This window comes from Aureimonas fodinaquatilis (genome assembly GCF_008369445.1).
GTDB lineage: Bacteria > Pseudomonadota > Alphaproteobacteria > Rhizobiales > Rhizobiaceae > Aureimonas > Aureimonas fodinaquatilis.
The window spans coordinates 1,155,489-1,181,233 of record NZ_VTWH01000002.1 but is presented as its reverse complement, the minus strand read 5'-3'; the positions used below and the strand labels follow the sequence as shown (position 1 = coordinate 1,181,233).

Genomic DNA, 25,745 nt, shown 5'->3' with positions numbered 1-25,745 from the left:
CCCGCATCAGTCAGGATATTCTCTCATGGCTCGCGTTCTCGTTTCCGACAAACTGTCCAAAACTGCCGTTCAGATTTTCAAAGATCGCGGCGTTGAGGTCGACTACCTGCCAGATCTGGGCAAGGACAAGGAAAAGCTGCTTGAAGTGATTGGCCAATATGATGGCCTTGCCATTCGCTCGGCCACCAAGGTGACCGAAAAAATTATTGATGCCGCGACCAATCTTAAAGTGATTGGGCGCGCCGGCATCGGTGTCGACAATGTTGATATTCCTGCGGCCAGCCGCAAGGGTATCATTGTCATGAACACGCCATTCGGCAACTCAATTACTACCGCTGAACACGCCATTGCCCTGATGTTTGCCGTTGCCCGGCAATTGCCCGCCGCCGATGCCTCTACCCAAGCAGGCAAGTGGGAGAAAAACCGCTTCATGGGTGTGGAAATAACCGGCAAGACGCTGGGTGTTATCGGCTGCGGCAATATTGGTGCTATCGTTGCCTCACGCGCAGTTGGTCTGAAAATGCGGGTTGTTGCATTTGACCCGTTTCTGTCGGTCGAGCGCGCGGAAACTCTGGGTGTTGAAAAGGTCGAGCTTGAAGAACTGTTTCGCCGTGCCGACTTTATCACCCTGCACACACCACTGACCGACAAGACCCGCAATATCATTGACGCAGCGGCGATTGCGACGATGAAAGACGGTGTGCGCATCATCAATTGCGCGCGCGGCGGTCTTGTTGCCGAGAAAGATCTGGCCGAGGCGATCAAATCCGGCAAGGTTGCCGGTGCAGGCATTGACGTTTTTGAAGCTGAACCGGCGACAGATTCGCCGCTGTTTGGGCTGGAGAATGTGGTGTGCACGCCGCATCTTGGCGCTTCGACCTCGGAAGCTCAGGAAAATGTTGCGCTTCAGGTTGCCGAACAGATGTCGGACTATCTGATGCAGGGTGCCGTGTCCAACGCGTTGAACATGCCCTCCATCACCGCAGCGGAAGCGCCCCTTCTGACGCCTTATGTCAAGCTGGCCGAAATTCTGGGAAGCTTTGCCGGGCAACTGACCGAAGAGCCGATCAAGGAAGTTGAAATTCTGTTTGACGGTGCACCTGCCGGAATGAACACCCGGGCATTGGTTGCTGCTGCGCTGGCCGGTTTGCTGAAACCGCAGATGCAGACGGTGAACATGGTATCTGCGCCGCTGATGGCGAAAGAACGTGGCATTGCTGTCGCTGAAGTGCGCCGTGACAAGTCCGGTGTGTTTGATGGTTATGTGCAGGTGACCATCAAGACCGACCGGCAGACCCGCTCTGTTGCCGGAACCTGCTTCTCGGATGGCAAGCCGCGGTTCATCCAGATCAAGGGCATCAACATGGAGGCCGAGGTCGGTCGCTATATGCTCTACACCGCTAACAAGGACATTCCTGGCGTGATCGGTGAACTGGGGATGACCTTCGGTCGCAGCGGCATCAACATTGCCAACTTCCATCTGGGTCGTGACCATGAAGGGGGCGATGCAATTGCGCTTCTGTATCTGGATGCGCCGCTGGACGAAGCGTTCCTGAATGAAGTTCGCGGCCTGAACGCAATTGGTCAGGCGAAGCTGTTGTCTTTTGATGTCTAGAGCAGATCGCCTGAACCACTGAAAATTTTATCCGGCGCGGTGACCATCGCGCCGGATTTTTATCATCTGCGTTTCGCCATTTCTGACAGAGCGATACCGCCCAGAACCAGGGCCAACGACAGGACCAGGTAAGGGTACAGCGGTTCTCCCAATACGGTTACGGCAAGAAATGCTCCGAAGACCGGTACCAGGTTGATGAACAGATTGGCGCGGTTGGGACCAATCATCTCCACCCCTTTTATGTACAAGGATTGCGAGGCGATGGAGGGTAACAACACAGCAAATGCCAGAATGATCAGACCGGTTTTATCGGGGAAAATTGCTGCACCTATCTGCCATTCCCAAATGGCGAACGGAACGGTTGCGATCGTGGCAGAGACAGTCAGAACGAACATCAGGCTGAGCCAATGAATTTTAGGCTTGCGGGAAAGGCCGATGGTGAACAGCGCATAAGCCAGCACGCCAAGCAGCATGAGTGCATCGCCCTTGTTCAACTGTAGATGCAACAATGTTGTCAACCGGCCCTGTGACGCCGTGATTGCGATGCCCACTGCAGTGATGACAAAGCCAACCACCTGCAGAGGCGACACTTTTGTGCTGAAGAAAAAATACATGCCAGTGAACACAATGAGCGGCATTGCCGACTGAATGATCATGGCGTGCATGGCGCTGGTGTAGAGCAACGCCAGATAGAGCAGGGCGTTGAGAGCAGCAAAGCCCATGGCACCCAGAAAAAACAATAACGGCCATTGGGCCTTTATTGTTGGCCAGTCGCGCTTCAATGCCGGCAAAGCAAATGGCAGCAGCAGCAGAGAGGCAAATGCCCACCGTTGCACCGTCAACTGCATGGGTGAGATGTGCCCGATTGCCAGCTTGCCGGCAATAGCGTTTGCTCCCCAGATGAATGTGGCGAGCGCTAACAAAACGTAAGGGTGAAAAATTCTGCTCATGAGGCTCAATAGGGCGGGCACAACACCTGCACAAGGCTTGATTGCACAGAGGATTTCAGCCAAACCACATTGTAACCTGTTTCAGCGGCAAACTGGCCGACGGAAACACGATCCTATTCCCGCCGCATGCGCCATATAAGGCTGGTGCAAAATCTGGCGGAACCTCTGTTTGTGCCAAGGGCCTGGAGCCCGTAGGAGTGTGCATGGCTAACTGTGTCGTCGTCGGATCCCAGTGGGGAGACGAAGGAAAGGGCAAAATCGTCGATTGGCTGTCGGAACGGGCAGATGTCGTGGTGCGCTTTCAGGGCGGGCACAATGCCGGGCACACGCTGGTGGTGGACGGCGTTTCCTATAAATTGTCGCTGCTGCCATCCGGCATAGCCAGAAGCGGCAAGCTTTCCGTTATCGGCAACGGTGTGGTGTTTGATCCACACGCATTTGTTGCAGAACGCAAGCGCCTGGAAGGGCAGGGACTTTCAGTGACACCTGAAAACCTGCGCATTGCCGACAACGCCGCGTTGATTCTTTCATTGCACAGCGAACTGGATGCCATTCGCGAAAACGCGGCTGAAGGCATTCGCATCGGCACAACGCGCCGGGGCATTGGCCCTGCCTATGAAGACAAGGTTGGTCGCCGCGCCATCCGGGTAATGGACCTGGCCGAGCCAGAGGCACTGCCCGAACGTGTGGAGCGCCTGCTTGCCCACCACAATCCCCTGCGCCGCGGGCTGGGGCAGCCGGAAATCAAGCCGGAAGCGATTCTGGAAGAGCTGAACTCGGTGGCTGGCGAAATCACACCATTCATCGACCGTGTCTGGCGGTTGCTGGAAGAGCGTCGCAAAGCCGGCGCCCGTATTCTGTTTGAAGGCGCGCAGGGCACGCTTCTGGACATCGACCACGGGACCTATCCGTTCGTGACATCATCCAACACCGTTGCCGGGCAGGCTGCTGCCGGATCCGGGCTTGGTCCATCAGCCGCCGGCTATGTGCTGGGAATTACCAAGGCTTACACCACCCGGGTGGGCGAAGGTCCGTTTCCAACCGAGCAGGACAATGAGGTTGGCAATTTTCTGGGCGAACGCGGACATGAATTCGGCACCGTGACCGGGCGCAAACGGCGCTGCGGATGGTTCGACGCGGTTCTGGTCCGCCAGGCTGTAGCCTTGAACGGCATTCATGGTCTTGCGCTGACCAAACTGGATGTTCTTGACGGCATGGACGAAATACGAATCGCCGTAGCCTATGAGCTGGATGGCGAGGAAATTGACTATTTTCCCGCCAGCCTTGCAGCTCAACGCCGCGTGAAACCAATTTATCGCAGGTTTGAAGGCTGGCAGGGCACAACTGCTGGTGCACGCTCTTGGAGCGATTTGCCCGCGCAGGCGGTGAAATACGTACGAGAGATTGAGGAATTGGTCGGTGCGCCTGTTGCCATGTTATCCACATCACCCGAACGCGACGATACAATACTTGTTCGCGACCCTTTTCAGGACTAGGTTTTCATCCAGTCCTTTAATGTCATCCAGCTGAGAGTAATCCATTGCCATGGCGGATCTGAGCGCCGTTCTTCGCAAGACCATTGATGGTCTTCCGGGTGCAAACCCACAGCTTCGTGCCAAGGTGTATGAGAAGGCGCGTGCCGCCATCAACCGCCAGATTGCCGTGGCCAACCCGCCTTTGCCTGACGAGGTGGCTGCCGCACGGCTGCGCGCTTTGGAAGATGCAATTGCCCAGACCGAGGCAGACTATCTGGCTCTGGAAGGACATTCGCCAGACGAGGCCGAGCCGGATATTGACAATGACCGTGCCCCGGACGAGGCCGAAGTCGCCGCTGCTGCGCAGACGCCGCTAACCCCTGCCGCACCCGTTATGCCGGTTTCTCTTGAGCCCGCGGCCTCTGCCGAAGAGCATCAGGCGGCGGAGGTTTATGAAGACGCTAATATTCCGGCTGCCGATATGCAGGGTCCGCGCTACCCTGCGCCGCGACGCAGCGAAGCCAAGTCCGGCTCAAAGGCACCGTTGATTGTTGGCCTTGTTGTGCTTGGTTTGATTGGTGCTGGTGCGGCTGCCTACTACAGTGGTGCTTTTGCCCCCGCACTGCCCATAGATGGTCAACAGGCCGCAGTGGAACCGGAGGAAGGCGCGGGCGAGGTAACGACGCCACCCGAGCCGGCAACGGATGGGACCGCCACAGGCGAAGCCGCGGAAGGCACTGAAACGCCCGCCGTTCAGGAGCCCGGTGCGCGTGAGTACACGCAAAGGCTTCTGCCGGACGGCACAGAAACCGACGCCGGACCAGGGACATCCACTGCGAATGTGTTTGACGAGGGGACCGACGTTTCCGCCGCTGCCCCCGCCGCACCTGTAACTTCGCCTGATCCTGTTGCGCCGGGTGTAACCCCTGATGCCGGCACCGAGGCCGTCTTGCCGGAGGGCACGCAATCCGTCGTGTTTTACGAGGAACGTTTCAACTCCGTTCCCGGATCTCAGCATGGCGGGAATGTTCGCTGGTCCATTGTGAACGAGCCTCCAGCCGACGGACAGGATCCGGAACCCGCCATTCGCGGTGTCGTGGACGTTCCTGACAAAAACATGCAGATGACGCTGACCATTCGGCGCAATGCAGATACAACGCTGCCAGCCAGCCACGTCATTGAAATGCTGTTCACAGTTCCGGACAATTTTACCGGGGGTGAGATTGCCAATGTTCAGCGGCTGGCTCTCAAGCCGAATGAGCAGGACCGTGGTCGTCCATTGATTGGTGTAGCCGGGAAAATCTCGGACGGATTTTTCTGGGTTGCGCTGAACAATCTGCAACAGGTGGTGGATGACAACCTCAACCTGATGGCAAACGAGCAATGGATCGATATCCCACTGGCTTATGAATCTGGCCAGCGCGCTTTGATGTCACTTGAAAAAGGCCCCGAAGGGGATGCCGTTTTCAAGCAGGCATTGGATGATTGGAGAGGCCGGAGCTGACACATCTTCCGGGGAACTGACATGAAAACGGCGGCGTCTGAGATCAGATGCCGCCGTTTTCAATTTCTGATAGGTTAAAGTGTTTTGCTACCGCGTCATGCGGGAAGTGAACTGACCCGCAAAGTCTGCTGGATGGCTTGCGCATTTTCACGAACAGCCTTCTGAACTTTCTCGAAGGCGCGCACTTCAATCTGCCGCACACGTTCACGACTGATATCGAATTCATCCGACAGCGCTTCCAGCGTCAGTGGCTCTTCGGAAAGACGGCGAGCTCTGAAAATCCGCTGTTCACGTTCATTCAGCACATTCATTGCATCGTCCAGCATTGAACGGCGCTGATCCAGTTCATCCTCGCGGACAAGGACTTCTTCCTGCGTTTCCTTATCGTCGACAAGCCAGTCCTGCCACTCTCCGCCTTCCCCTTCCGAGGCACGGATAGGGGCGTTCAGCGAAGCATCTCCAGAGAGTCTGCGGTTCATTGAAACCACTTCCTCTTCCGAAACTCCCAGCTGCGTGGCGATATGGTTGACCTGTTCAGGCTTCAAATCGCCCTCATCAAGCGCCTGAATGCGGCTTTTCATTTTGCGCAGGTTGAAGAACAACCGTTTCTGGTTTGCGGTTGTGCCCATTTTGACAAGGCTCCAGGACCGCAGAATGTATTCCTGAATGGATGCCTTGATCCACCACATGGCATAAGTGGCCAGCCGGAAGCCGCGATCCGCATCAAAGCGCTTGACCGCCTGCATCAGCCCGACATTGCCCTCTGAAACCACCTCGCCAATCGGCAACCCATAGCCGCGATAGCCCATGGCAATTTTGGCTACTAGCCGCAGATGGCTTGTTACAAGCTTGTGCGCTGCCTGCCTGTCCTCATGCTCGGCATACCGTTTGGCCAGCATGTATTCTTCTTGCGGTTCCAACATTGGAAACCGCCGGATTTCTTCCAGATAGCGGCTGAGACCGCCTTCGCCAGAAGCGATGCTGGGTAAATTTGCCTGAGCCATTCAATACCCTCCGTCTTTAAAACGCGACTGCACTTCATAAGCTACAGGGCGCTTTATCTCTTGCCCACAATTGCCGATGCAATTGCCGGGCTTCACCGGACTGATATGGGGATTGTTCGCGGCAATTACACGACCAAACTGCATTAATTTGGTGAAACAGTTTGTTCACCAAAATGAAAAATGCCTGCAGATTGTGCATTCCGGTCGCCAGGAAACCACTCTGAATAGGTGGCGCTGCGGGTCTGTCATTTCAAGCGGGCGAACAGTGGATGATCAGGAGAACCCCGTCACAAGATCCTGCATGTCTTTGGGCATGGGGCTTTCAAACCGCATGACCTCCTCCGTACCGGGATGGACAAATGTCAGCATGGATGCGTGCAATGCCTGCCTCGTAAAGTTTTCAACGAGCGCGCGCAAAGGCTCATCCAACTTCTGTGACTTGCTGCGAAAACCCGCCCCATATACGCCATCACCAATCAGCGGATGGCCGATATGGGCCATGTGGACACGGATCTGATGGGTTCGGCCCGTTTCAAGGCGGCAGGAGACCAAGGCCGCATCCGCACCATGAGCGGTAAAGCTTTTTTCCACCCGATAATGGGTCACCGCGTGGCGCGCATCCGGACGCCCGGCAGGAACCACAGACCGCTTTGTTCGGTCGGTCATGGACCGGGCCAGCGGCGCATTGACCTTTCCTTCCCGGCGTTCAGGGATGTTCCATACCAAGGCAAGGTAGACACGTTGCATTTGCCCATCGCGCCCATGCGCCGCAAATTGTTCTGCAAGCTTTCGGTGCGCAAGATCATTTTTCGCAACCACAAGCACGCCGCTCGTCTCTTTATCCAGCCTGTGCACAATGCCGGGGCGTTTGACGCCGCCTATGCCAGACAGGCTGTCGCCACAATGGTGAAGAAGCGCGTTGACCAGAGTGCCTGTCCAGTTGCCCGCACCCGGATGCACCACCAGACCCGCGGGCTTGTCGATGACGATCAAAGATGTGTCTTCATAGAGGACGTTCAGCGTGATTGCTTCCGGCGCTGGAGCCGCATCTGTGGGTTCGGGAACCGCCAGCATATAGTGCTCGCCCGTGACAACCCGGTGCTTGCTTTGCAGAATCGCTTGCCCGTTCAGCGTAACAGCGCCCTGCACAATCAGCGCCTGTATGCGGCTTCGGGAGAATTTGCCCGCCAGCTCTGTGTTGAGAAACTGGTCCAGGCGTGAGCCGGTCAATTCCTCATTCACAATGAAGCTGCTTGCATCTTCCTCTTCTTCTTCTGTACCAACGAACGAAATGACAATTCCCCGAAAGGTTGCAGGTCAATAATGACTGATATGGACAATGAAGCCGAGACACCTCTTGATGCCGCCAATGAGCGAATTCGCCGAAAAATGGTTCGCTTGCTGGCCGGTTCAATCGGCATCATGTTCATAGGCGTTATGGCCGTGCTTGCGGCCATTGTCTACCGCACAACGAACGACTCGCAACCGGCAATGCCCGCGCCCGGCGCTTCAATACAATTGCAATTGCCCCTGGGTGCGGAAGTTGCCGAATCCTCGCTGGATGGCAATCGCGTGCTGGTGCGGCTCTTCACTCCGGAGGGCGAGGAGTTGCAGATTTTTGACCTGAGAAGTGGCGAGCTTCTGTCACGCTATCCATTGATTCGCCCCTGACCGGCCGCCACCCTGCGTTCTGCGCTTCACGTTCCGAGCAAAACCAGCGTTCGCCTTTGCTCGGCGTGATGCGCACCTTTGGATAAGCCTTCGAGCCGGGGATATGGTAGATTTTACCGGCGGCACTGATATTGCCTTTCACAAGACAGCGCCGATATGATCCCTGACCGGGATTGCCGGCATTTTGCCGCCGCCAGAGATATGGTTCGACAAAACTGCCGGCCCAAATACCGACTTTGCGTTGGCGTGCCGAAGCTTCCAGAGCTTTAAAACGACCGCCGCTGTATTTTGTGTAGTCCAGCGCCCAGCCATGGCGAACCATTTCCGCGCCAATTTCGATTCCATTGACGCTGCACGCTGCCACAATCCGCCCATAAGAATCGTCCTGATGTGGCTGGCAACGGACATATTTGGCCTGCGCAAGCAGTGATTGGAGAAAATGTGCTGCGTCGATCCCGCACATATAGGGGCGGTTATCTGCGTCCTGGCAGGGCTGGTTCAGCTCCGGTGCATCTATGCCGAACAGGCGCACAAACTTCTGCGTACCTTCCAGCACAATCGTGTCGCCATCCATAGCATTTGCAGGGCCTTGCATGGGTGCGGCAGCAGCTGAGCCGCCACAAATCAGAAGTGCAATCAGAGCAGAAAATGCCATTCGTTTTGCATACCCGCAGAGCGAATTACTCACTGAATTTCGGCCTTCTGGAATGTTGTACAACTGCAACAGGCGAGGGGTGCTCTGGATTGTGGCCATTGTTCAGCCTCAAGTGGCATCCATATCAGCGGCATACAACCTGAGCGTGAATGAAGCATCGGCATTCCCAAGCCATTCATTTGCGTCAATACCATGAGGGGTTTCGACATGAAACGTATTGCACTTCTACTTGCTTCTGCCGCTTTGATCACGCCTGCTGTTGCAGCCGATGTTATCTATGAAGAACCAATTGCTCCGGCTCCGGTTGTGGCTTACGAGCCTGCCTTTACCTGGACCGGCTTTTACATTGGTGGCCAGGCTGGCGTTGCTTTCAACCGCGATGCAGGTGATTTCACCAGCACGTCGTTCGTTGGCGCCAACAATGACAGCGAAACATCGTTCATCGGTGGTGGTCACATCGGTTATGACTACCAGATGGGCAATTTCCTGATTGGTGCTGTTGCTGATCTGAACTACATCGACGCTTCCACGACATCGACCTACGTTTTCCCAGGTGACAGCATTGTTTACGGTGCTACGCAGGAAATCGACTATGTCGGTACTGTTCGTGCCAAGCTCGGTTACGCGGCTGACCGCATCGCTGTTTACGCAACAGGCGGTCTGGCTTACGGCGACACGAAGAACAACTATCTCGGCAGCGCGACCACGACCATTGGTGGCACGCTTTACGACGTAAGCGTTACGGAAGACACCGATGATGTCGGTTACGCCGTGGGCGCAGGCATCGACTATCTCGTCACTCAGAATTTCTCGGTTGGTGTTGAATATCTCTACACCGATCTGGGTGATTCGAAGCTGAACGTTGATTACTCGCTGCCAGGCGGTCCGGGCGTAGCTGCGTTCTCGAACTCTTCGTCTTCAGATCTGGACTTCCACACAGTCTGGGCCAAGGCTTCTTACCGCTTCAACTAATCAACCGGCATTCGTGCCGATCGATGATATTGATGCATAAAAAGATGGGGGCGCTGTTTACAGCGCCCCCATTGATATTTCGCAAAGGTTTTACAAGCAGAAAAAATCAACCGTAGTTGAGGTCGATTTTCTTGCGGTATTCCTGCAACTGGGTCGTGCGTAGTCCCGCCAGACCATGCTGATCAATGGAAACCTGCCAGGAAAGAAATTCTTCCACCGTCAGTGTATATTTGGAGCAGGCTTCGTCCAGGCTTAAAAGCCCGCCACGAACAGCAGCCACAACCTCTGCCTTGCGCCGAATGACCCAGCGACGGGTATTTGGCGGCGGCAGGTCGGCTATGGTGAGCGGACTTCCGTCCGGCCCGATGACATATTTTACTCTCGGTCTAACCTGATCGGTCATTGTACTCTCTACACATTTCAAGGACCCAATCGTCGGAATGAACTTAGACCACTGCATTTAAAAAATTCGCTAACCTACGAGTAACTAATCGCTAACTTGTGTTAATTCCCACAGGCCCGTCTTTTAAGATATAAAGGTCTGACCACCGCGCGCCGCAATTGTCAGGCGTGACTTGCCGTCGCTAAAAGCGATACCGATTTGCGTGCCAATCCTGTAGGAAGGGTTCAGTCCGTCAATGACGATGACCTTTTCCGGTTCAACTCCCTGGAACTCTGCCTGATGTTGAATAGTCTCGATATTTCAAAGCCAGCGGCCGACACACGTGTTGTGGTCGCCATGTCCGGTGGCGTCGATTCATCTGTTGTTGCCGCTATCCTGCAAGCGCAAGGCTATGAGGTTATTGGCATTACGCTGCAGCTCTATGATGGAGGTGCGTCTGCGCGACGTGCCGGTGCCTGCTGTGCCGGCCAAGATATTAACGATGCCCGGCGCACGGCGGAAATTATTGGCATTCCGCATTATGTTCTCGACTATGAGGACAAGTTTCGCGAGCAGGTGATCAACCCGTTTGCGGAAAGCTACATGGCGGGAGAAACACCGATTCCCTGCGTGGCCTGCAATCAGACCGTCAAGTTCAAGGACCTTCTGGCAACGGCGATTGATCTGGGTGCCGATGCACTTGCAACGGGCCATTACATCGAAAGCCGTGCCAATGGTGCGCACCGCAGCCTTTACCGACCGATAGATCTGGCGCGCGACCAGAGCTATTTTCTCTACGCAACGACGCAGGCGCAGGTGGATTTTCTGCGCTTTCCGCTGGGCAAGCTGACAAAGCCGGAAACTCGCGCCATTGCCGAGCAGTACGGGCTGGGAGTCGCTGCCAAGCCCGACAGCCAGGACATTTGTTTCGTTGCAAATGGTCGCTACACCGATGTGATACAGAAACTTCGTCCCAATGCGGGAGAGCCGGGCGATATTGTTCATATTGATGGGCGCGTTCTGGGACGCCATGACGGTGTGGTCGGCTTTACCATTGGTCAGCGCAAGGGCATTGGCATTGCCACCGGCGAGCCGCTTTATGTCATATCCATCAATGCGCGGGAAAAAACTGTCACCGTTGGACCGCGGGAATGTCTATCGACCAACCGGCTGGCGCTGCGGGAGATCAACTGGCTTGGCCAGATGCCATTGGGTGAAGCGGCACGCAACCGCACCGAGCTGATGGTCAAGGTCCGCTCCACCCGGCCGCCAGCCCCGGCAGTTTTGATGGAACAGGACGGAGAAATCCTGATCGAGCTTCTGGAGGGCGAAGAAGGCGTTTCACCCGGCCAGGCCTGTGTTTTCTACGCGGCAGATGGGGCAGGGGCCATGGTGCTTGGCGGTGGCGTCATAGCTCGCACCCATCGTGCTGTTGTGGACAACGTGTATCAACATCGACCGTTCCAGACAAACCCTGGATCGCCGGAAACAGTCTGACACTTCTTGTTGTTGCCTTGCCCGGTAAAACGGAGCTGGTTCAGCGGGTCATGAGCTAGGCTCGTGGCGATGCCGTACTGAGCAAGGCGACAACCAGCGCTGCTTCCTCCGCACCTGTCCGCGGCATGCTGCGCGTTTCGACGCAATGGATGAAATGCTCCATCTCTCGCGTCAGCGGCAGGCCGGGGGGCACATCCAGATAGACCGGATCCGCGTGATGGAAGGCGTGTTGCGAGCCCTCTGCCCAGACACGATGGCCGTAAAATGCCAGTTTCTGGCCATCGGGCAGAAGATCATCAAATGTCAGCATACCTTCCGTGCCGATGACGCTCAGCCGGCGGTCGCGGAATGGCGATATGCGCGAAACATGAATTTCCGCGGTGATGCCATTGTCGAAGGTCAGTCGAATATCCGCAACGTCTGTTTCGTTGGACAAAATTGTGCTGCGCATGGATTTCATGGTGACCGTATGGCTGCCCGCCAGATCCAGCACCATGGAAAGATCGTGCGGCGCAAGGTCCCACACGGCATCCATGCCAAGAAAGCGGCCAAGGCCAAGTCTGGTCGCAACAATATGCCGCAATTCGCCAATTCGCCCTTCAGCCACCTGCTGGGCCAAAGCTTCATAAACCGGGTGAAAGCGCAGTACATGACCGACCATCAGCAATTGCCCGCTGCTTTTGGCAAGCTCGACAGTTTCTGCCGCGTCCAGAGGATCAAGCGCAATCGGCTTTTCGATCAGCACATCCTTGCCGGAACTGAGCACCTGCCGCGCCACGGTTCCATGCAGATAGGGCGGCAGTGCAACCGTGGCAGCATCAATCTGGTCAGATGCGAGCAGCGCTTCCAAGGAGAGTTGCGGAACGCCATACTGGTTTGACAAATGTTCAGCACGCACCGGATCGTTGTCACTGATCGCCGCAAGGGCGCCAAGGCTTGATAATGTTCGCACATGGTTCTGGCCCCATTGGCCGCAACCGATGACCGCAATTCTGGCTGACACAAAACCTCCTGCAATGGCATGCTATTCCTAACGGCGTAGCCCCGCACGCTGCCGAGTGCAACCCGGGGGAAGTAAGGCACAGCATATCATTTTGATGATTCTTCGAAGTCGGTACTGGTATTTGGCCAAAGCTGTGCCATGTTGGATTTGGCTGAATCAGCCAGTGACTATGGAGGCATATATGAGCGACAACCCATTTGAAGAAGGCAAGAAGGACCATGCCCGCGGTTTGGCGCGCTCTGCCTGCACATATGACGTTGGAACACCAGAATTTGACGCCTGGAATGAAGGTTGGGGTGAGGCGATGAGCGTTGCCGCCTATGTTTCTGCACCGGCTGTTGGTGAATCTTCGAAAAAGAAGGCAGAAGCCGCTCCAAGCGCCAAGCTATTGGGTATTTTATAAGCGCAGCCAACCGTTTGGCGCGCATTGACCCAGGCTTATAATATTCAACGAGCCCGCAGAAATTGCCGGGCTCGTTTTTTATTGGCCATTGGTCTGGTCTGGAATTTATAGAAAGATCATGAGCGTATTCAAGCCGCCATAAATTATCACCGTAAAGGCAATGGCGGCTGCTCGCCTGTATCTGTTTTGCGAGTAAGACAACACCGTAAACTGGCCAACATCGTAATCGGCAGGCAGCCATTTTACGACCCTGTAAAAGTTTTTGAGCATGGTGTAAAAATCAATCAGGGGAAAGAAGAAAGCAAGTCCAAATCGCCAGACCCGGACTTCCCTGTATAAATGATCTTTAAATGACAGTGTTCGCTGGTCAGATTGTATTGGGACTGCTTTGATGGCAAAAATGGCTTTTCCAATGGAATTGCCAAATACCGTTATTGTTAAAGCGCTAGATATCAGAATATTTGGTACTATTAATATATAAGTTGCATTTTGGATTATATTATTAATTGTTACAGGTAGAGCAATGATGATGATCGCATGCATAATGATGGTGATGATTGATGCGGGAATTATCATCACGATCATGTCCAGCAAGCGTGCAAAGAACCGCGTCCATGGGCCTGCAAGCTGGCGATTGGCAGAGTTTTCCAAGAGCAATCGAACATTGATGATTTGCTCATGCTCCATATCAATGGCGGCGGCCCCCTGATCAGTCTTCGTACCTGATAAAGTGGGCGATATTGCCGCTGAGGGCAGAACAGGAGGCAGCCGGAAAATATCTGCAAGATCCTGGACATCGCGCGCCGGTGCCCAGTCTTTCATTTCCTCATTCCGGACAAGTGTATCACCATTGATCTGGCCAGACGATATGGCCTGTCTGATAGCTTGTTCTTCGAATGGGCCGCTGTCCACTTCATTTACTGTGTAATACCAATGCATTCATGCCATCCCCGCGCCGTTTATACACACAGCCATGTATTAAGAGATGGTTCTCGCGTCCAGCAAAATTCATATATAAAATAGAGAATATTTCTGATTGCGTGACCGCGCCGGCCGGCATTGCAAAGGAATGCCAGCAGATAAGCTGTCAGGATATCAGGTGACGGGGTCGGCGCGGGCCCTCAAAAGCCCGCGCAAGCTCTGGTTAATCAGAACAGGTCGAGCGAGAAGACCTTGGATATGCCAATGCCGAAATAGAGCTGGTCTCTGCTGCCAGCCTGCATGATGGGTGAATCTGCCGCGCTGCCAATCAGGCGATCGTAGCCGGCCTGGCCGTTGAGGAACCACGAGGGCTGGAACTCCAACCGGGCCTCGGCGCTGAGCCCCACCGTCTTGAAGCCACCTGATGGATCATAAATATCCAACGCGCCACCGGATGCTATGCTTTCCTGTGGGGAAACTGAAAAATACGTGTCGATATAGCCGTTTGAAGCGAATGTGGCCGTGGGGCCAAACTTCAATGTCAGGCTTTGGGTCGGGCGAAATATACCATTTGCACCGAGTCCGCCCACCAGGCCGGTGGCCTCTCCGAACGCGTAACGTGCCTCACCATAAACTTCCGCGCCATATTCCGGCGCAAAGCTCCAGCCGTAACCAAGACGAAGGCCAAGCTCATATGTCGCGTCAAGGTCCTCAAGCCCATAGAGGCCTGGTACGTCGGTTGCCTTACGCTCACCTGTGTAGCCAAAAGAGGGGCCGATGCTCAGGCCCGTATCCAGCCCCTGTCCAATTTCTATCAAGCCTGGAATGTTGAGATAATGCAGCCGGATGATTGGCGAAGGAACGATCTCGTACTGCGAGGACCCTTCAAAGCTTGGACGGATGAGCGGACCAACACCAAGTTCCAGCAGGATATCGGTTTCCGGCGCCGGAGCGATGCGCACATCCTCCTGTGCTGCTGCATTGCCAATATGCATGGCGCCCAAGGCGAATATTACAGGTAGCAGTTTACGCATCACATTCAGCCCTCGTGACGAATTCTGAGACAAGTCCGGAAACTGCCTGCCGGCCGTTCGCCCGAAATTGCGGCGGAACAAAGAGTTGGAGAGTCCCGCAGTGAAGACAGGGGGCGGTAAGCTCCAGCGTCATTTATTCGTAATGAAGCGTTATCAGATTATAAATTTAATGGTACTGCCTACCTGTGGTCAGCAATCAATGTTTTGAATTGTGTTGCTTTTGATACAGGCCCAACAGCGGATAGCGTCAAGCGCCATTAATCTGCTGCTGCCTTGACGGCATCAAATGCATCGTCCGCAAAAGAGCCGATCGCTCCCTTCCCACTTTCGTAGTCGATGCCTTGCACCACGCTGACTGTCACATCACCAACGGCAATGCACTGCGCGATGAAAGCCCCGCTTCCTTCACGTCCGCCGCTGACAGTCACAAGCTGGTTCGGATAGCTCTGGATGTCAGAGCGCAGGCCGGTATTTCTTGCCTTCTGCATGACTGCCTCGCCGCACGTTTCGATACTGAGTTGAGCGCTGGGAGTGCGTTCAACGTGGTAAGTCAGATGAAAATCGGATTGTTCGGCATTTGCGGAGAAGGCCAGGCCAATAAAGCCGATGCTGGAAAGCATCAGGGCCGCATAGTTCATTGCAAATTCTCCTTTGGCACTTGGCAGGCCCGGCCAAATATGGAGCGGCGTCGCGCTGTGTGTAGCTAGATGAAGCGATTATCCAGTGCGCAGGCGCTCCATGACATAATCGGCACGCTCTTCAACTCCAACGAACGGCAACTCGACAATCTCATAGCCGAGCCTGGTGTAAGTTTCGACCATAACCCTGCCGGTAGCCTCAGCTTCTTCCAGGTTTTGCTTCCGTTCGGCATCTTCGGTAAAAATTGCGTTCCAGAATGGCGCGAGGAAGACGCGCCTGTTGTACCGGTAGAGTTTTGCGGCGGCCTCGACATGACTTGGAACAGGCAGTCCGCAGAGGTCGAGATAGCCCATCACATCGGGGATGCCCCGGTCCATCACGACAGTTCCCGTTATTGCTGAAGCTTCGTGCCAGGAACGCAATTCCCATCCAAGCATAAGGTCTGCAAAGGCAGCTCTGTCTGACCAGGGCAGAGCCACTCCGCCAATCCTGACCTGATCCTGTATAATTGCCCGGCCGGCCTCTGGCATGCTGAGAAAGCCGCGTTGCGCCAGTTTCTCGATCAGGCAGGTTTTGCCTGTGCCGGGTCCGCCCGTGACAATAAACATATGGTCAGGCATTCGTTGCGTTCCCCTTAGATCATGCCGCCATTGGCCCGGAGTGTCTGCCCGTTGATCCAGCCGCCATCGGGGCCGGCCAGAAACGACACCACGCGCGCAATGTCATCCGGCTGCCCCAGTCGTTCCAGCGGGTTGGCCTTGCTCAGGAACTCAATCTGCTGATCCGTCTTGCCGTTGAGAAACAACTCCGTTGCCGTCGGGCCTGGCGCAACTGTGTTAACGGTGATCGAGCGCCCACGAAGTTCGTTGGACAGGATGGTGCTCATTGTTTCCACCGCCGCTTTTGTTGCGGCATAGACGCCGTAGGTGGGCAATCTGGAGCCGATGACCGAGGTTGAGATATTGATGATCCTCCCGCCATCCGGCATGCGTCGTGCAGCCTCGCGAAGAGTGTTGAAGCTGCCCTTCAGGTTGACGCTCACCAGCCGATCAAAAAGATCGTCGTCACTTTGGGCAAGCGATGCCAGTTGCATGATGCCTGCCGAATTCACAAGCACCTGAGGTGAACCAAAGGAGCTTTCAACCTTGTCGAACAAATGGGCGACCTGTTTGGCATCGGCGACATCTGCTTTTACAACATGCGCCTGCCCACCAGCCCTGGAAATTGCTGCTGCAACCTTTTCTGCAGCTTCCAGATTGGTTGAATAGTTTACGATGACAACAAAGCCATCCGCTGCCAGACGTTCTGCAATTGCCGCGCCGATGCCACGAGACGCGCCTGTAACCAAAGCGACCTTAAGATTTCCAGTGGTCATATGCCGTTTCCTTTGCAAGCATTTTTCATGGACCCATGTGTTTGGTCACGGACAGATAGTGGCAATATTTCTGTGGGTAATCCCGTTTAATCCAGCATCAGTATCCGGTAAATTCGAACAATGGACAGATTCGATGCGATGCGTGTTTTCTGCAGGGTGGCTGAAACGCGCAGTTTCACCCAGACCTCTCTGGAATTGGGACTTCCGCGCTCGACGGTCACCGACGCCGTCAAGTCGCTGGAGGCTCGGCTTGGCGTGCGCCTTCTTGACCGCACCACGCGTGTGGTTACGCCAACCCTTGATGGAGAGGCTTATTTGAGCGCCTGCCATACAATCCTGGCCCATATTGAGGATGCCGAGGCCAGCTTTACGAGGGGTGAGGTGAGGGGGCGCCTGCGTGTCGATGTCCATGGCACGTTGTCGCGCCACTTTCTGCTGCCGCAGATAGGCAGCTTTCTCGATCGGCATCCTGAGGTTGCACTCGTTCTATCAGAAGGTGATCGGCTCGTCGATCTTGTCAGAGAGGGTATCGATTGTGCGGTTCGTGTTGGCGTTCCGCGCGACAGCGACCTTATCGCCCGACGGCTTGGCGAGTTAGCCGAGATCACCTGTGCGGCTCCGGCCTATCTAGAAAAGTGTGGGGTGCCTTCCTCGTCTGATGCGCTCGACGGGCACCAGATGGTTGCCTTCATATCATCGGTAACCGGCGCGGTCATTCCGTTGGAATTCATGACGGCAAAGGGCAGGCGCGAGATTGTGCTGCCAGCCAGAGTTTCCGTGACGGGAGGAGAAACCTTGCGGTTGGCGGCCCTTGAGGGGCATGGCCTTATCCAGTTGCCACGCTACCATGTGGAGGCCGATCTGGCGACGGGTCGTCTTGTCGAAGTGCTGCAGGATGCGCCGCCATCGCCGTCTCCGGTTTGCGCAGTCTACCCTCGTGATCGACAGCTTTCTCCCCGCGTGAAAGTCTTTCTGGACTGGCTCGCCAATATCCGGTTCGGACCCTGACAACGGGCAGGTATAATGCGCGCAGTGCGAACGCATACTGAGTACGCCGCGCTCGACGAGGAGAACGCTCTCGTGGTATTTCGCATGCAGCCGACTGCTCAGAATGGGCAGGCTTCAATATCGGCGGCGATAAATAAGGAAGCAAGCATGATCCGCAGTAAGACTATCACCATAATCCTTGCCGTTTTGATGATTGTGGCAATGGGCGCATGGATGCTTCAGGGGGTTGCGGTGGATGATGATATCGTAAACACCGAAATCAACGGCACGCCGGATTGATCAATGACATCACGAGCGGATTTCAAAAGACCGGAACGGGTCTGACAGTTCGAGTCATCAACGGTGTTCGCAAGCGACGACGCACAAGTGCTTGCGACTCCGTCATCGAACCACCCTTATATTTTAGGCCACAGGCTTGGACTTCTACCACTAATTGAGTATGGTCGCGCTGACTTCCCCGGCAGAGAGTGTGCAAATGTTTCGTGATCTCAAGCTTGGCGATGAAGCCGGCCGGTTGGCCGCTGTGGCGCGTTATGAGGTGATAGACACGCCTGCGGAACCACAATTTGATCATATCGTCGAACTGCTCAAGATTATTTTCAAAGTTCCCATAGCGTTGGTTTCAGTGATTGATGACAAGCGTCAGTGGTACAAGGCCAGTGCAGGGCTGAGCATTTCTGAAGTGCCGCGTGACATTGCATTCTGTAATTATACCATTCAGTCAGATGCTGTTCTCAGTGTCGAAGACACTTTGCTGGACTACAGATTTGCCAACCACCCACTGGTTGTCGGTCCACCGCATTTGCGCAGTTATCTTGGCATTCCGCTGACGTCTCCCGACGGGTATAATGTTGGCACTATCTGCATTGCAGACACGAGCGTGAGACAGTTCGGGCCGGGTGACTTTGCTACGCTGCGCCATTTCGCCGGAATTGTGATTTCGCAGTTTGAATTGCGCCAGATCGCCTCACGCGATGCGTTGACTGGAACCGCCACACGCAGGGCGTTTACCGAGGCGGCTGAGCGCGAGATGAAGCGGCATGTGCGCCATGGTCAACCGGTCACCCTTGCTCTTTTTGACCTGGACCATTTCAAATCCATCAACGACACACATGGCCACGGCGTTGGGGATGCCGTGCTCAAAAGCGCGACCGCTGCCTGTGAGGACGTTATGCGGAGTGAGGAACAACTGGGACGAATTGGCGGGGAAGAGTTTGCTGTGCTGCTGGTCAACACAGACGGTGCGGACGCGTTGAAAGCTGCGGAGCGTCTGCGCCACGCTATTGAATCCGCGACGATCCCTCAATTGCCCAGTCTGCCCTTTACCGCGAGCTTTGGCGTAGCGGCATGCCACGGTTTGGAGGAAGTGCAATCCTGGTTCGATAAGGCCGATAAAGCGCTCTATAAAGCCAAGTCACAAGGCAGAAACCGCTGCATTGTGGCATAACCGCGTGGCGCACGCGGGCCACCGTGCCTTTGAGTGGCGCGGTCCCAACTGTAGTCTGTTTTACCTGGATCAATGAGCGCGACAGACGCCGAAGGCCGGATGTCAAGTGTCCGGCTCTGTGCGCGTTACAAGCCGGTAGGGTCGGCTCCAGAATCCTCAAATTTTCCGTCTCAGTAGCATAAGCATTTCAGAAGGCTACTCAGTATGAAATGATAATCCTTATTGTCTATGGATTTAATAGATATTGTTGGTTCACTGTTTAGGAGCCGCAATATGACAACCAGATCCCCATCCCGTCGCCTCATTCTCAAGGGCGCGCTGGCAGCAGCGGCGCTGGCCACTCTGCACAGACCCTCGCATGCAGACAACGCGCTGCCGGACGTTATAAGACTTGCCGGGCCGGGTGCAGGCTATGGCAAAAACTACGGATTGCAGGGACTTGGACTGGTGCGAGCCAAAGAAAGTCTCGAGAAGGAATTTGCGGGCGAAAACGTTCGCATCGAGTGGGATTTTCCAACGAAAGCCGGACCGGCCATCAATGAGGGTCTTGCCGCTGGGCAGATAGACTTTGCCGCGTATGGAGGGCTGCCAAACATTATCGGCCGCAGCCGCGGGTTGAAGACAAAGATTTTGTCATCCTATGGCGCGGGCCACATGTATCTCGTCGTGCGCAAAGGGGCGGGGATCGAAACGATCGAAGATCTTCGCGGCAAGAAAATCGGATTGAACCGCGGCAGTATCGGCCAGCTGACTTTATCCAATCTGCTGGCCACCCATGGTCTCAAGGAAAGTGACGTTGAGCTTTTTGATATCACCAACCCTGATCAGATCACCGGTCTGACGACGGGCAATCTCGATTTCGGCTGGGGCGGATCCAACTTTCTGAAGCTGGTGAAGGATGGTGTTGCCGACCTGCTCTATTCTTCCAAGAATGAGATTTCGCCGGTCAGCACGTTTGGCTCGTTCCTTGTCACTGAAGAATTTGCAGCAGCATACCCTGAAGCCACGCAGAGGGTTCTGCGCGTTTTCATTGAAGAGTCTGCTTGGGGCTCGAATGAAGAGAACCGCGAGGAAGTTCTGGATTTGTGGACGCTCTCCGGCCAGTCACGCACGGTGATGGAGGAGGAGTTCGAAGGGGTCAATCTGCAAACCCAATTCTCTCCGGTCATTGATGAGCTGTATCTGGCGCAACTTGAAGCGGGAATAGCTTTCAGTCTTGAAAACAAGTTCATCCGCTCTCCGATTGATCTGGATGAGTGGGTTGACCGGCAACCGCTGGACACTGTTCTGCAGGAGCTCAACCTTACAAATTTCTGGCCGGTTCGTGATGCCACGGGCGCGCCCGTCAAGGCATGAATTCCAGCCTGCTGGCATCGTAAAGCATGCACGTGTCTGGAGCGGAAATGGCAGCAAGACAGCACACACTATCCAACAACAAGCAGGCATTGCGCACAGGCGTTCTGGTTATCGGCGGCGGACCCGCAGCGGCATGGGCCGCTTTGACTGCCGCTGAAGCCGGAGCGGAAGTTACGCTCGTCGACAAGGGTTATCTGGGTACAAGTGGAGCAACCGCCCCCTCCAGCACGGGTACATGGTGTGTGCCGCCTGGTGAAGGGCGCAGACTTACGGTGGAGAAGCAGCTTACGGCTTCCCTTGGTCTCGGCGACGAGCTCTGGATGTATCGAACCCTCGATATGTCGTTTGCAAACCTGGTTCGCCTTTCCGAACTTGGGTTTCCGTTTCCCCGCAAGGATGATGGAACGGTCTATATGACCCATTTGCGGGGCATGGACTATATGCGCTTCATGCGCCGGGAAGTGCTGAAGCGCCGCGTGAAGGTTTTCGATCATCATCCAGCCTTGGAGTTGCTGGCGGACGCTGACGGTCGGGTCATTGGAGCGGCAGGGGTCGAGCGTCACTCAGGTGATGTCTGGCAGATAATGGCAGGCGCTGTGGTTCTTGCCAGCGGCGGCTGCGCCTTTCGCGAGCGCATATTGGGTGGCACCGGTATGACGGGCGAGGGCTATCTCATGGCCGCAGAGGCTGGTGCTTTAATGTCCGGAATGGAATTTACCGGCAAGTACACGCTGGCGCCGCTGGGCAGTTCCCTCAACAAGGGCGTGGCCTTTCAATATGCCAATTTTTACAATCAGGATGGCTCGTCCATTGAAGCTGCAAACAGCCCAGGTCTTGCCGGGGATGAGCGTGATGCCGAAGTTGCCCGGGCGCTGCTTGCAGGGCCGGTTTTTGCCCGGATCGAGCGTCTGAACGATTATCGCCAGAAGTGGTTTCGCATCGCCCAACCGAACTGCTTTCTTCCATATGATCGGATTGGCGTTGACCCGTTCCAGGACCTTGTTCCGGTGACCATGCGGTATGAGGGAACAGTTCGAGGCACGGGCGGCGTGCATGTGGTGAATGATGAATGCTGGACAGGTGTTCCTGGCCTTTACGTTGCAGGCGACGCCGCCAGTCGCGAAAACCTGTCGGGCGGTGTTTCCGGCGGCGGTGCGATCAATGCCTCATGGGCAATTGCCAGTGGCGCCTGGGCGGGCAAAGGCGCAGCAAAGACCGCTGCTGCTGCGAAAAATGCCGATGGCCGGGAAATTCCCCTTGGCAAAGCAGGTTTGCGACCGGACGTCGCTGGCAGCTTGAATCAGGAGGAAATACTTGCAGGCGTTCGTGCGGAGTTGGTGCCGCTGGACCGGAGTTTCTTTCGAACGGGCGCAACGCTTCGCAACTCCCTGGGTGTATTTGATGATCTTTGGGCACATATCCGGGAACGCGGCGGCCAACTGCCCGCTGAGCGGTTTCGACATCGTGAACTGGCGGGCATGGTTGCTGTGGGTCGGTGGATCACACGGGCTGCACTGGCGCGGCAGGAAACACGGGGCCTGCACCGGAGGCAGGACGCACCCCAGCATCTGCGCACGCCCGCACGACTGCTTCTGAGTGGTGAGGATGGGCAGTTCGTTGCACCGCTGTCCCGGAGTGCTGCGTCATGATCGAGGTCGTTTCAGCCACCCGATGCATCGAATGCGATATCTGTGTCAAAATTTGCCCAGCGGGAGTTTTTGACACGACGCCCGAGCGCATACCCGTCATAGCCCGGCAGGACGACTGCCAGACCTGCTTTCTTTGTGAAATCTATTGTCCGGCCGATGCGCTTTATGTGCATCCGCATGCCGAAGGCCCGCTCGGCATCAGCGAAGAGAATGTCAGCGAGGCGGGTCTTTTTGGCAGCTATGCACGTCAGTTGGGGTGGGCGCGCGGAAAGGTTGGCGGAAGTGAAAACGCACAGAATTTCAGGTTGAGCGAATGAGCCATCAGATAGAAGCTGGCGGAGCGCTTCCGGCAGGTCGCGCGGCCTGGTGGAGTGGGCGCGGCGATAAAGCGCCGCTTGTCTGGCGCGGTCGCGCCTTCTTGCCAATTGTGCTGCCACTTTTGCTTCTGCTGGTCTGGAGCGTGTCTGCCCGGTATGAGCTGATTTCGCCCTTAATCCTGCCGCCTCCTTCACTTGTGCTGCAAACCGCTGTTGAACTGATCGGTACCGGCCAGTTGCAAAGCGAATTGGCGATCAGCTTTCTGCGGGTGGTGCAGGGCCTGCTGTTGGCGGTGGTTCTGGCGATCCCGCTGGGAATTGCAATGGGGCGTTCCAAAAGGGTTGATGCCTATCTCGGCCCATTCATTCGTGCCATCTGGTTTGTACCAAGTCTCGGTTGGATTCCCTTTTTGATGCTGTTCCTGGGCATTAGCGAGGCCCTGAAGATTACGGTGATTGCCAAGGCCTGCTTTCTGCCCCTCCTGGTCAATTCCTATGAAAGTGCGCGTATTCTGCCGCGCCGCCTGTCGGAAGTGGGTGACGTACTGGAGCTTTCCAGGTTTGCACGGCTGCGCTTCATTGTTCTGCCGGCCATGGCTCCGGCGCTGTTCACAGGCTTCCGAACCTCCGTAGGCAAAGGCTGGCAGGCGTTGGTCGTTGTGGAAATGATCGCCTCGGCGTCGGGCATTGGCTATCTGATGACGTGGGGTCGGACGATGTTTCAGCTCGATATCCTGATCGTTGTGGTGATTGTCATCGGCTTGGCCGGTTGGGCACTCGACTATGGCCTTCTGCACGCGCAGACCTGGCTGGGTCGCAAATTTCCGCGAGGATGAGAAATGACGGCCGAATTGCCCCCAAGCTATCCCCCCAGATCCTTGTTTCGCCGTGCCTCTTCGCCGGAAAACTCCGCGAAAGCGCTGACCATGCCTGATATGCGTGGTCTGGCACTGCCGGTGATAATTCTGCTCGCCTGGGGGATTGCTGCCCATTTTCAGTGGGGAAACCCCAATATCATTGTGCCCGTCCACTCCATTCTTTCCGCCTTGGTCTCAATGGCGGCGGACGGTACTCTGCTGACTTCGCTTGGCAATACGGTGCTGAAAATGCTGCTCGGTTTTACGATCGGAGCATCAGCCGGAATTGTTCTGGGTTTGGCATTCGGCCTTTCCACCACAATGCGTTCTCTTGGCAGTCCAAGTGTCAATGCTTTGCGGCAGGTGGCCATATTTGCCTGGGTGCCACTGCTGACAGCCTGGGTTGGCAATGGCAGCACAGCGATTGTCGCGCTGGTATCGCTTGCCAGCTTTCTACCGGTTGTCATCAGTGTCGAAGCCGGCTGCCGCGAGGTTCCACGCTCGTATCTTGAAGTAGGGGATGTGCTGGAACTGGGCCGTTTGGCGCAGATACGCACAATCGTGGTGCCAGCGGCCTTTCCGGCCTTTGTATCCGGGCTTGAACTGGCCATTGCTTCTGCGTGGCTTTCCACCGTTGGCGCGGAGTATCTCATTGCCAGCGGTGACGGGCTGGGTGTCGTTTTGGCCGCGGCCCGTGTGGACGGGCGGATGGACGCCGTTCTGGCCGCAATTCTGGTGCTGGGCATCATTGGCTTCATTCTGCACCGAATTCTGAAAATCGTTTCTCGGAAGGGTGAAGCATGGTTGGAGAACTGATCAACGAGGCAATTGCCCCGGCGAGTGAGGGACTAAGCCTCGAACATGTCTCAAAAAGCTTTCTGGTGAACGGTGCTGCATTCGATGCAGTGAAGGACGTTTCGCTTGATGTGCCAAAAGGTCAGTTTGTGAGCATCGTGGGCCCAAGCGGCTGTGGCAAATCAACCATTCTGCGCTTGCTTGCGGGCTTGGAAACTCCAGATTCCGGCTTGCTGAAAGTTGGCGGCAGGCCCATTGCGGGTCCCAGTATCCAGCGGGGCATGGTGTTCCAGGATCATAGGCTGCTGCCATGGCTGACCGTGGAGCGCAATGTGCGGTTGGCCCTTCACAAGTCCCAACTGGCACCGGAGATCAAACAGCAGCGGGTTGCGGAACTGCTGCAACTCGTTGGCCTGACCGATTTTGCCAGTGCCTTTCCGCATCAACTCTCTGGCGGCATGTCGCAAAGGGCGGCATTGGCCCGCAGCCTTGTGACGCGGCCAAATGTGCTGTTGCTGGATGAGCCGTTGGGTGCTCTGGATTCGCTGACGCGGCGGCAGGTGCAACTGGAACTTCTGCGGATATGGCGGCATCACCGGATAACGGCCCTGATGGTCACACACGATGTGGAAGAAGCAGTTTTGCTGTCCAGCAAGGTCGTTGTCATGGCTTCTCGCCCCGGACGCATCAAAGATGTTGTCGACATTCCGTCTGACGCGGCTGACAGAAACAGCACTGCGTTCAACCTGGCCAAGTCCGAAATTTATCAGTCGCTTGAAACCTGATAGCTTGCTGAGGAGGATCTCCGCACAGATTCCTTTGATTGATTAGGCGGCATTGCAAATAAATAGCCCGGTGAAGAGCGGGCTATTTTCGTCTGTCTGAAGACTAAGATGCTCGTTCTTGCACTACTTAATTTGGATTGTTGCGCGCCGGGCAGCGAACTTTCTGCGAGCCATAACAGCGCTGGCTACAAGTGAGTGAAGGTCGCTGACTTGGCGCCCGCGTGTCGCACGGATTCGTCGTTAGCCCAGGATGCCACTGTCATAAACGGGAATTTCACGCATCCGTTAGCGACCTGAAACCACCCATCATATAGACGGCGTGACAATTAAGGCGCTGTTTTAAAAGCTTATTTTTGGTAGCGGAGGAGGGACTTGAACCCCCGACACGCGGATTATGATTCCGCTGCTCTAACCAACTGAGCTACTCCGCC

Annotated in this window: 26 protein-coding genes, 1 tRNA gene and 1 pseudogene; 16 read left to right on the top strand and 12 right to left on the bottom strand. The window is 55.6% G+C overall.

Annotated elements, in window-relative coordinates; genetic code table 11:
• Positions 1-25 precede the first annotated feature (25 nt).
• Positions 26-1,615, top strand: coding sequence for a phosphoglycerate dehydrogenase (gene serA / locus FPY71_RS11875; protein ID WP_149300440.1), 1,590 nt, complete (start codon positions 26-28; stop codon positions 1,613-1,615).
• 62 nt (positions 1,616-1,677) lie between these two features.
• Here serA and FPY71_RS11870 read toward each other — a convergent pair whose 3' ends face one another.
• The gene (locus FPY71_RS11870) at positions 1,678-2,565 is read right to left on the bottom strand and encodes a DMT family transporter (protein WP_149300439.1); all 888 of its coding nucleotides are present in this window, start codon (positions 2,563-2,565) and stop codon (positions 1,678-1,680) included.
• A 203-nt stretch (positions 2,566-2,768) separates the two neighbouring features.
• Here FPY71_RS11870 and FPY71_RS11865 point away from each other — a divergent pair, with 203 nt between their 5' ends.
• Both FPY71_RS11865 and FPY71_RS11860 read left to right on the top strand, forming a co-directional pair.
• Positions 2,769-4,061: an adenylosuccinate synthase gene (locus tag FPY71_RS11865; RefSeq protein WP_149300438.1), complete on the top strand. Its 1,293-nt coding sequence runs from the start codon at positions 2,769-2,771 to the stop codon at positions 4,059-4,061.
• 49 nt (positions 4,062-4,110) lie between these two features.
• The gene (locus FPY71_RS11860) at positions 4,111-5,544 is read left to right on the top strand and encodes a hypothetical protein (RefSeq protein ID WP_149300437.1); all 1,434 of its coding nucleotides are present in this window, start codon (positions 4,111-4,113) and stop codon (positions 5,542-5,544) included.
• 95 nt (positions 5,545-5,639) lie between these two features.
• Here FPY71_RS11860 and rpoH read toward each other — a convergent pair whose 3' ends face one another.
• Positions 5,640-6,548 (bottom strand): RNA polymerase sigma factor RpoH, encoded by a 909-nt coding sequence (gene rpoH, locus FPY71_RS11855; protein ID WP_149300436.1) that lies wholly within the window; start codon positions 6,546-6,548, stop codon positions 5,640-5,642.
• A gap of 273 nt (positions 6,549-6,821) precedes the next feature.
• Positions 6,822-7,790, bottom strand: a complete 969-nt coding sequence (locus FPY71_RS11850; RefSeq protein WP_246160381.1) for an RluA family pseudouridine synthase — start codon at positions 7,788-7,790, stop codon at positions 6,822-6,824.
• 105 nt (positions 7,791-7,895) lie between these two features.
• Here FPY71_RS11850 and FPY71_RS18845 point away from each other — a divergent pair.
• Positions 7,896-8,013 (top strand): annotated as a pseudogene (locus tag FPY71_RS18845) (fimbrial protein); the annotation flags it as partial.
• Between the two features lie 123 nt (positions 8,014-8,136).
• On the opposite strand, the gene FPY71_RS11840 reads toward FPY71_RS18845, so the two are convergent.
• The gene (locus FPY71_RS11840) at positions 8,137-8,874 is read right to left on the bottom strand and encodes a thermonuclease family protein (RefSeq protein ID WP_188052316.1); all 738 of its coding nucleotides are present in this window, start codon (positions 8,872-8,874) and stop codon (positions 8,137-8,139) included.
• Between the two features lie 207 nt (positions 8,875-9,081).
• Between FPY71_RS11840 and FPY71_RS11835 the strand changes: the two genes are divergently transcribed.
• A complete protein-coding gene (locus FPY71_RS11835; protein WP_149300433.1) occupies positions 9,082-9,846 on the top strand; it encodes an outer membrane protein in 765 nt (254 codons plus the stop codon).
• Between the two features lie 106 nt (positions 9,847-9,952).
• Here FPY71_RS11835 and sciP read toward each other — a convergent pair whose 3' ends face one another.
• Complete coding sequence (gene sciP / locus FPY71_RS11830; RefSeq protein ID WP_149300432.1) at positions 9,953-10,249, bottom strand: CtrA inhibitor SciP; 297 nt, start codon at positions 10,247-10,249, stop codon at positions 9,953-9,955.
• Positions 10,250-10,525: 276 nt separating this feature from the next.
• Between sciP and mnmA the strand changes: the two genes are divergently transcribed.
• Positions 10,526-11,725, top strand: coding sequence for a tRNA 2-thiouridine(34) synthase MnmA (gene mnmA, locus FPY71_RS11825; protein WP_188052329.1), 1,200 nt, complete (start codon positions 10,526-10,528; stop codon positions 11,723-11,725).
• 55 nt (positions 11,726-11,780) lie between these two features.
• Here the strand turns inward: mnmA and FPY71_RS11820 are convergent, their stop codons facing one another.
• Positions 11,781-12,728, bottom strand: coding sequence for a Gfo/Idh/MocA family protein (locus FPY71_RS11820; RefSeq protein ID WP_149300430.1), 948 nt, complete (start codon positions 12,726-12,728; stop codon positions 11,781-11,783).
• A gap of 181 nt (positions 12,729-12,909) precedes the next feature.
• Here FPY71_RS11820 and FPY71_RS11815 point away from each other — a divergent pair, with 181 nt between their 5' ends.
• A complete protein-coding gene (locus FPY71_RS11815; RefSeq protein WP_149300429.1) occupies positions 12,910-13,131 on the top strand; it encodes a hypothetical protein in 222 nt (73 codons plus the stop codon).
• Between the two features lie 105 nt (positions 13,132-13,236).
• Here FPY71_RS11815 and FPY71_RS11810 read toward each other — a convergent pair whose 3' ends face one another.
• The 5 genes from FPY71_RS11810 to FPY71_RS11790 form a co-directional block, all read right to left on the bottom strand.
• On the bottom strand, positions 13,237-14,070 hold the full coding sequence (locus FPY71_RS11810; protein ID WP_149300428.1) for an RDD family protein: 834 nt from the start codon (positions 14,068-14,070) through the stop codon (positions 13,237-13,239).
• Positions 14,071-14,279: 209 nt separating this feature from the next.
• Positions 14,280-15,086 carry a MipA/OmpV family protein gene (locus FPY71_RS11805; protein WP_246160379.1) on the bottom strand — a complete coding sequence of 269 codons (807 nt, stop codon included), beginning with the start codon at positions 15,084-15,086 and terminating at the stop codon, positions 14,280-14,282.
• 257 nt (positions 15,087-15,343) lie between these two features.
• The gene (locus tag FPY71_RS11800) at positions 15,344-15,724 is read right to left on the bottom strand and encodes a DUF6180 family protein (RefSeq protein WP_149300427.1); all 381 of its coding nucleotides are present in this window, start codon (positions 15,722-15,724) and stop codon (positions 15,344-15,346) included.
• 78 nt (positions 15,725-15,802) lie between these two features.
• A complete protein-coding gene (locus FPY71_RS11795; RefSeq protein WP_246160378.1) occupies positions 15,803-16,345 on the bottom strand; it encodes an AAA family ATPase in 543 nt (180 codons plus the stop codon).
• A 14-nt stretch (positions 16,346-16,359) separates the two neighbouring features.
• Complete coding sequence (locus tag FPY71_RS11790) at positions 16,360-17,100, bottom strand: SDR family oxidoreductase (protein ID WP_149300426.1); 741 nt, start codon at positions 17,098-17,100, stop codon at positions 16,360-16,362.
• Positions 17,101-17,220: 120 nt separating this feature from the next.
• Here FPY71_RS11790 and FPY71_RS11785 point away from each other — a divergent pair, with 120 nt between their 5' ends.
• The 9 genes from FPY71_RS11785 to FPY71_RS11750 all read left to right on the top strand — a co-directional run bounded on the left by FPY71_RS11785 (position 17,221) and on the right by FPY71_RS11750 (position 25,314).
• On the top strand, positions 17,221-18,108 hold the full coding sequence (locus FPY71_RS11785; RefSeq protein ID WP_149300425.1) for a LysR family transcriptional regulator: 888 nt from the start codon (positions 17,221-17,223) through the stop codon (positions 18,106-18,108).
• Between the two features lie 147 nt (positions 18,109-18,255).
• Positions 18,256-18,387, top strand: coding sequence for a hypothetical protein (locus FPY71_RS18765; protein ID WP_281287496.1), 132 nt, complete (start codon positions 18,256-18,258; stop codon positions 18,385-18,387).
• A gap of 196 nt (positions 18,388-18,583) precedes the next feature.
• On the top strand, positions 18,584-19,555 hold the full coding sequence (locus tag FPY71_RS11780) for a sensor domain-containing diguanylate cyclase (protein WP_149300596.1): 972 nt from the start codon (positions 18,584-18,586) through the stop codon (positions 19,553-19,555).
• Between the two features lie 273 nt (positions 19,556-19,828).
• A complete protein-coding gene (locus tag FPY71_RS11775) occupies positions 19,829-20,911 on the top strand; it encodes an ABC transporter substrate-binding protein (protein WP_188052315.1) in 1,083 nt (360 codons plus the stop codon).
• A 47-nt stretch (positions 20,912-20,958) separates the two neighbouring features.
• On the top strand, positions 20,959-22,560 hold the full coding sequence (locus tag FPY71_RS11770; protein ID WP_149300423.1) for an FAD-binding protein: 1,602 nt from the start codon (positions 20,959-20,961) through the stop codon (positions 22,558-22,560).
• A complete protein-coding gene (locus FPY71_RS11765) occupies positions 22,557-22,877 on the top strand; it encodes a 4Fe-4S dicluster domain-containing protein (protein WP_149300422.1) in 321 nt (106 codons plus the stop codon). The genes FPY71_RS11770 and FPY71_RS11765 overlap by 4 nt, the downstream gene beginning before the upstream one ends.
• On the top strand, positions 22,874-23,713 hold the full coding sequence (locus FPY71_RS11760; protein ID WP_149300421.1) for an ABC transporter permease: 840 nt from the start codon (positions 22,874-22,876) through the stop codon (positions 23,711-23,713). The genes FPY71_RS11765 and FPY71_RS11760 overlap by 4 nt, the downstream gene beginning before the upstream one ends.
• Before the next feature lie 3 nt (positions 23,714-23,716).
• Positions 23,717-24,550 carry an ABC transporter permease gene (locus FPY71_RS11755; protein ID WP_149300420.1) on the top strand — a complete coding sequence of 278 codons (834 nt, stop codon included), beginning with the start codon at positions 23,717-23,719 and terminating at the stop codon, positions 24,548-24,550.
• A complete protein-coding gene (locus FPY71_RS11750) occupies positions 24,535-25,314 on the top strand; it encodes an ABC transporter ATP-binding protein (protein WP_149300419.1) in 780 nt (259 codons plus the stop codon). The genes FPY71_RS11755 and FPY71_RS11750 overlap by 16 nt, the downstream gene beginning before the upstream one ends.
• 354 nt (positions 25,315-25,668) lie before the next feature.
• Here the strand turns inward: FPY71_RS11750 and FPY71_RS11745 are convergent.
• Positions 25,669-25,745 (bottom strand) — tRNA-Met (locus FPY71_RS11745).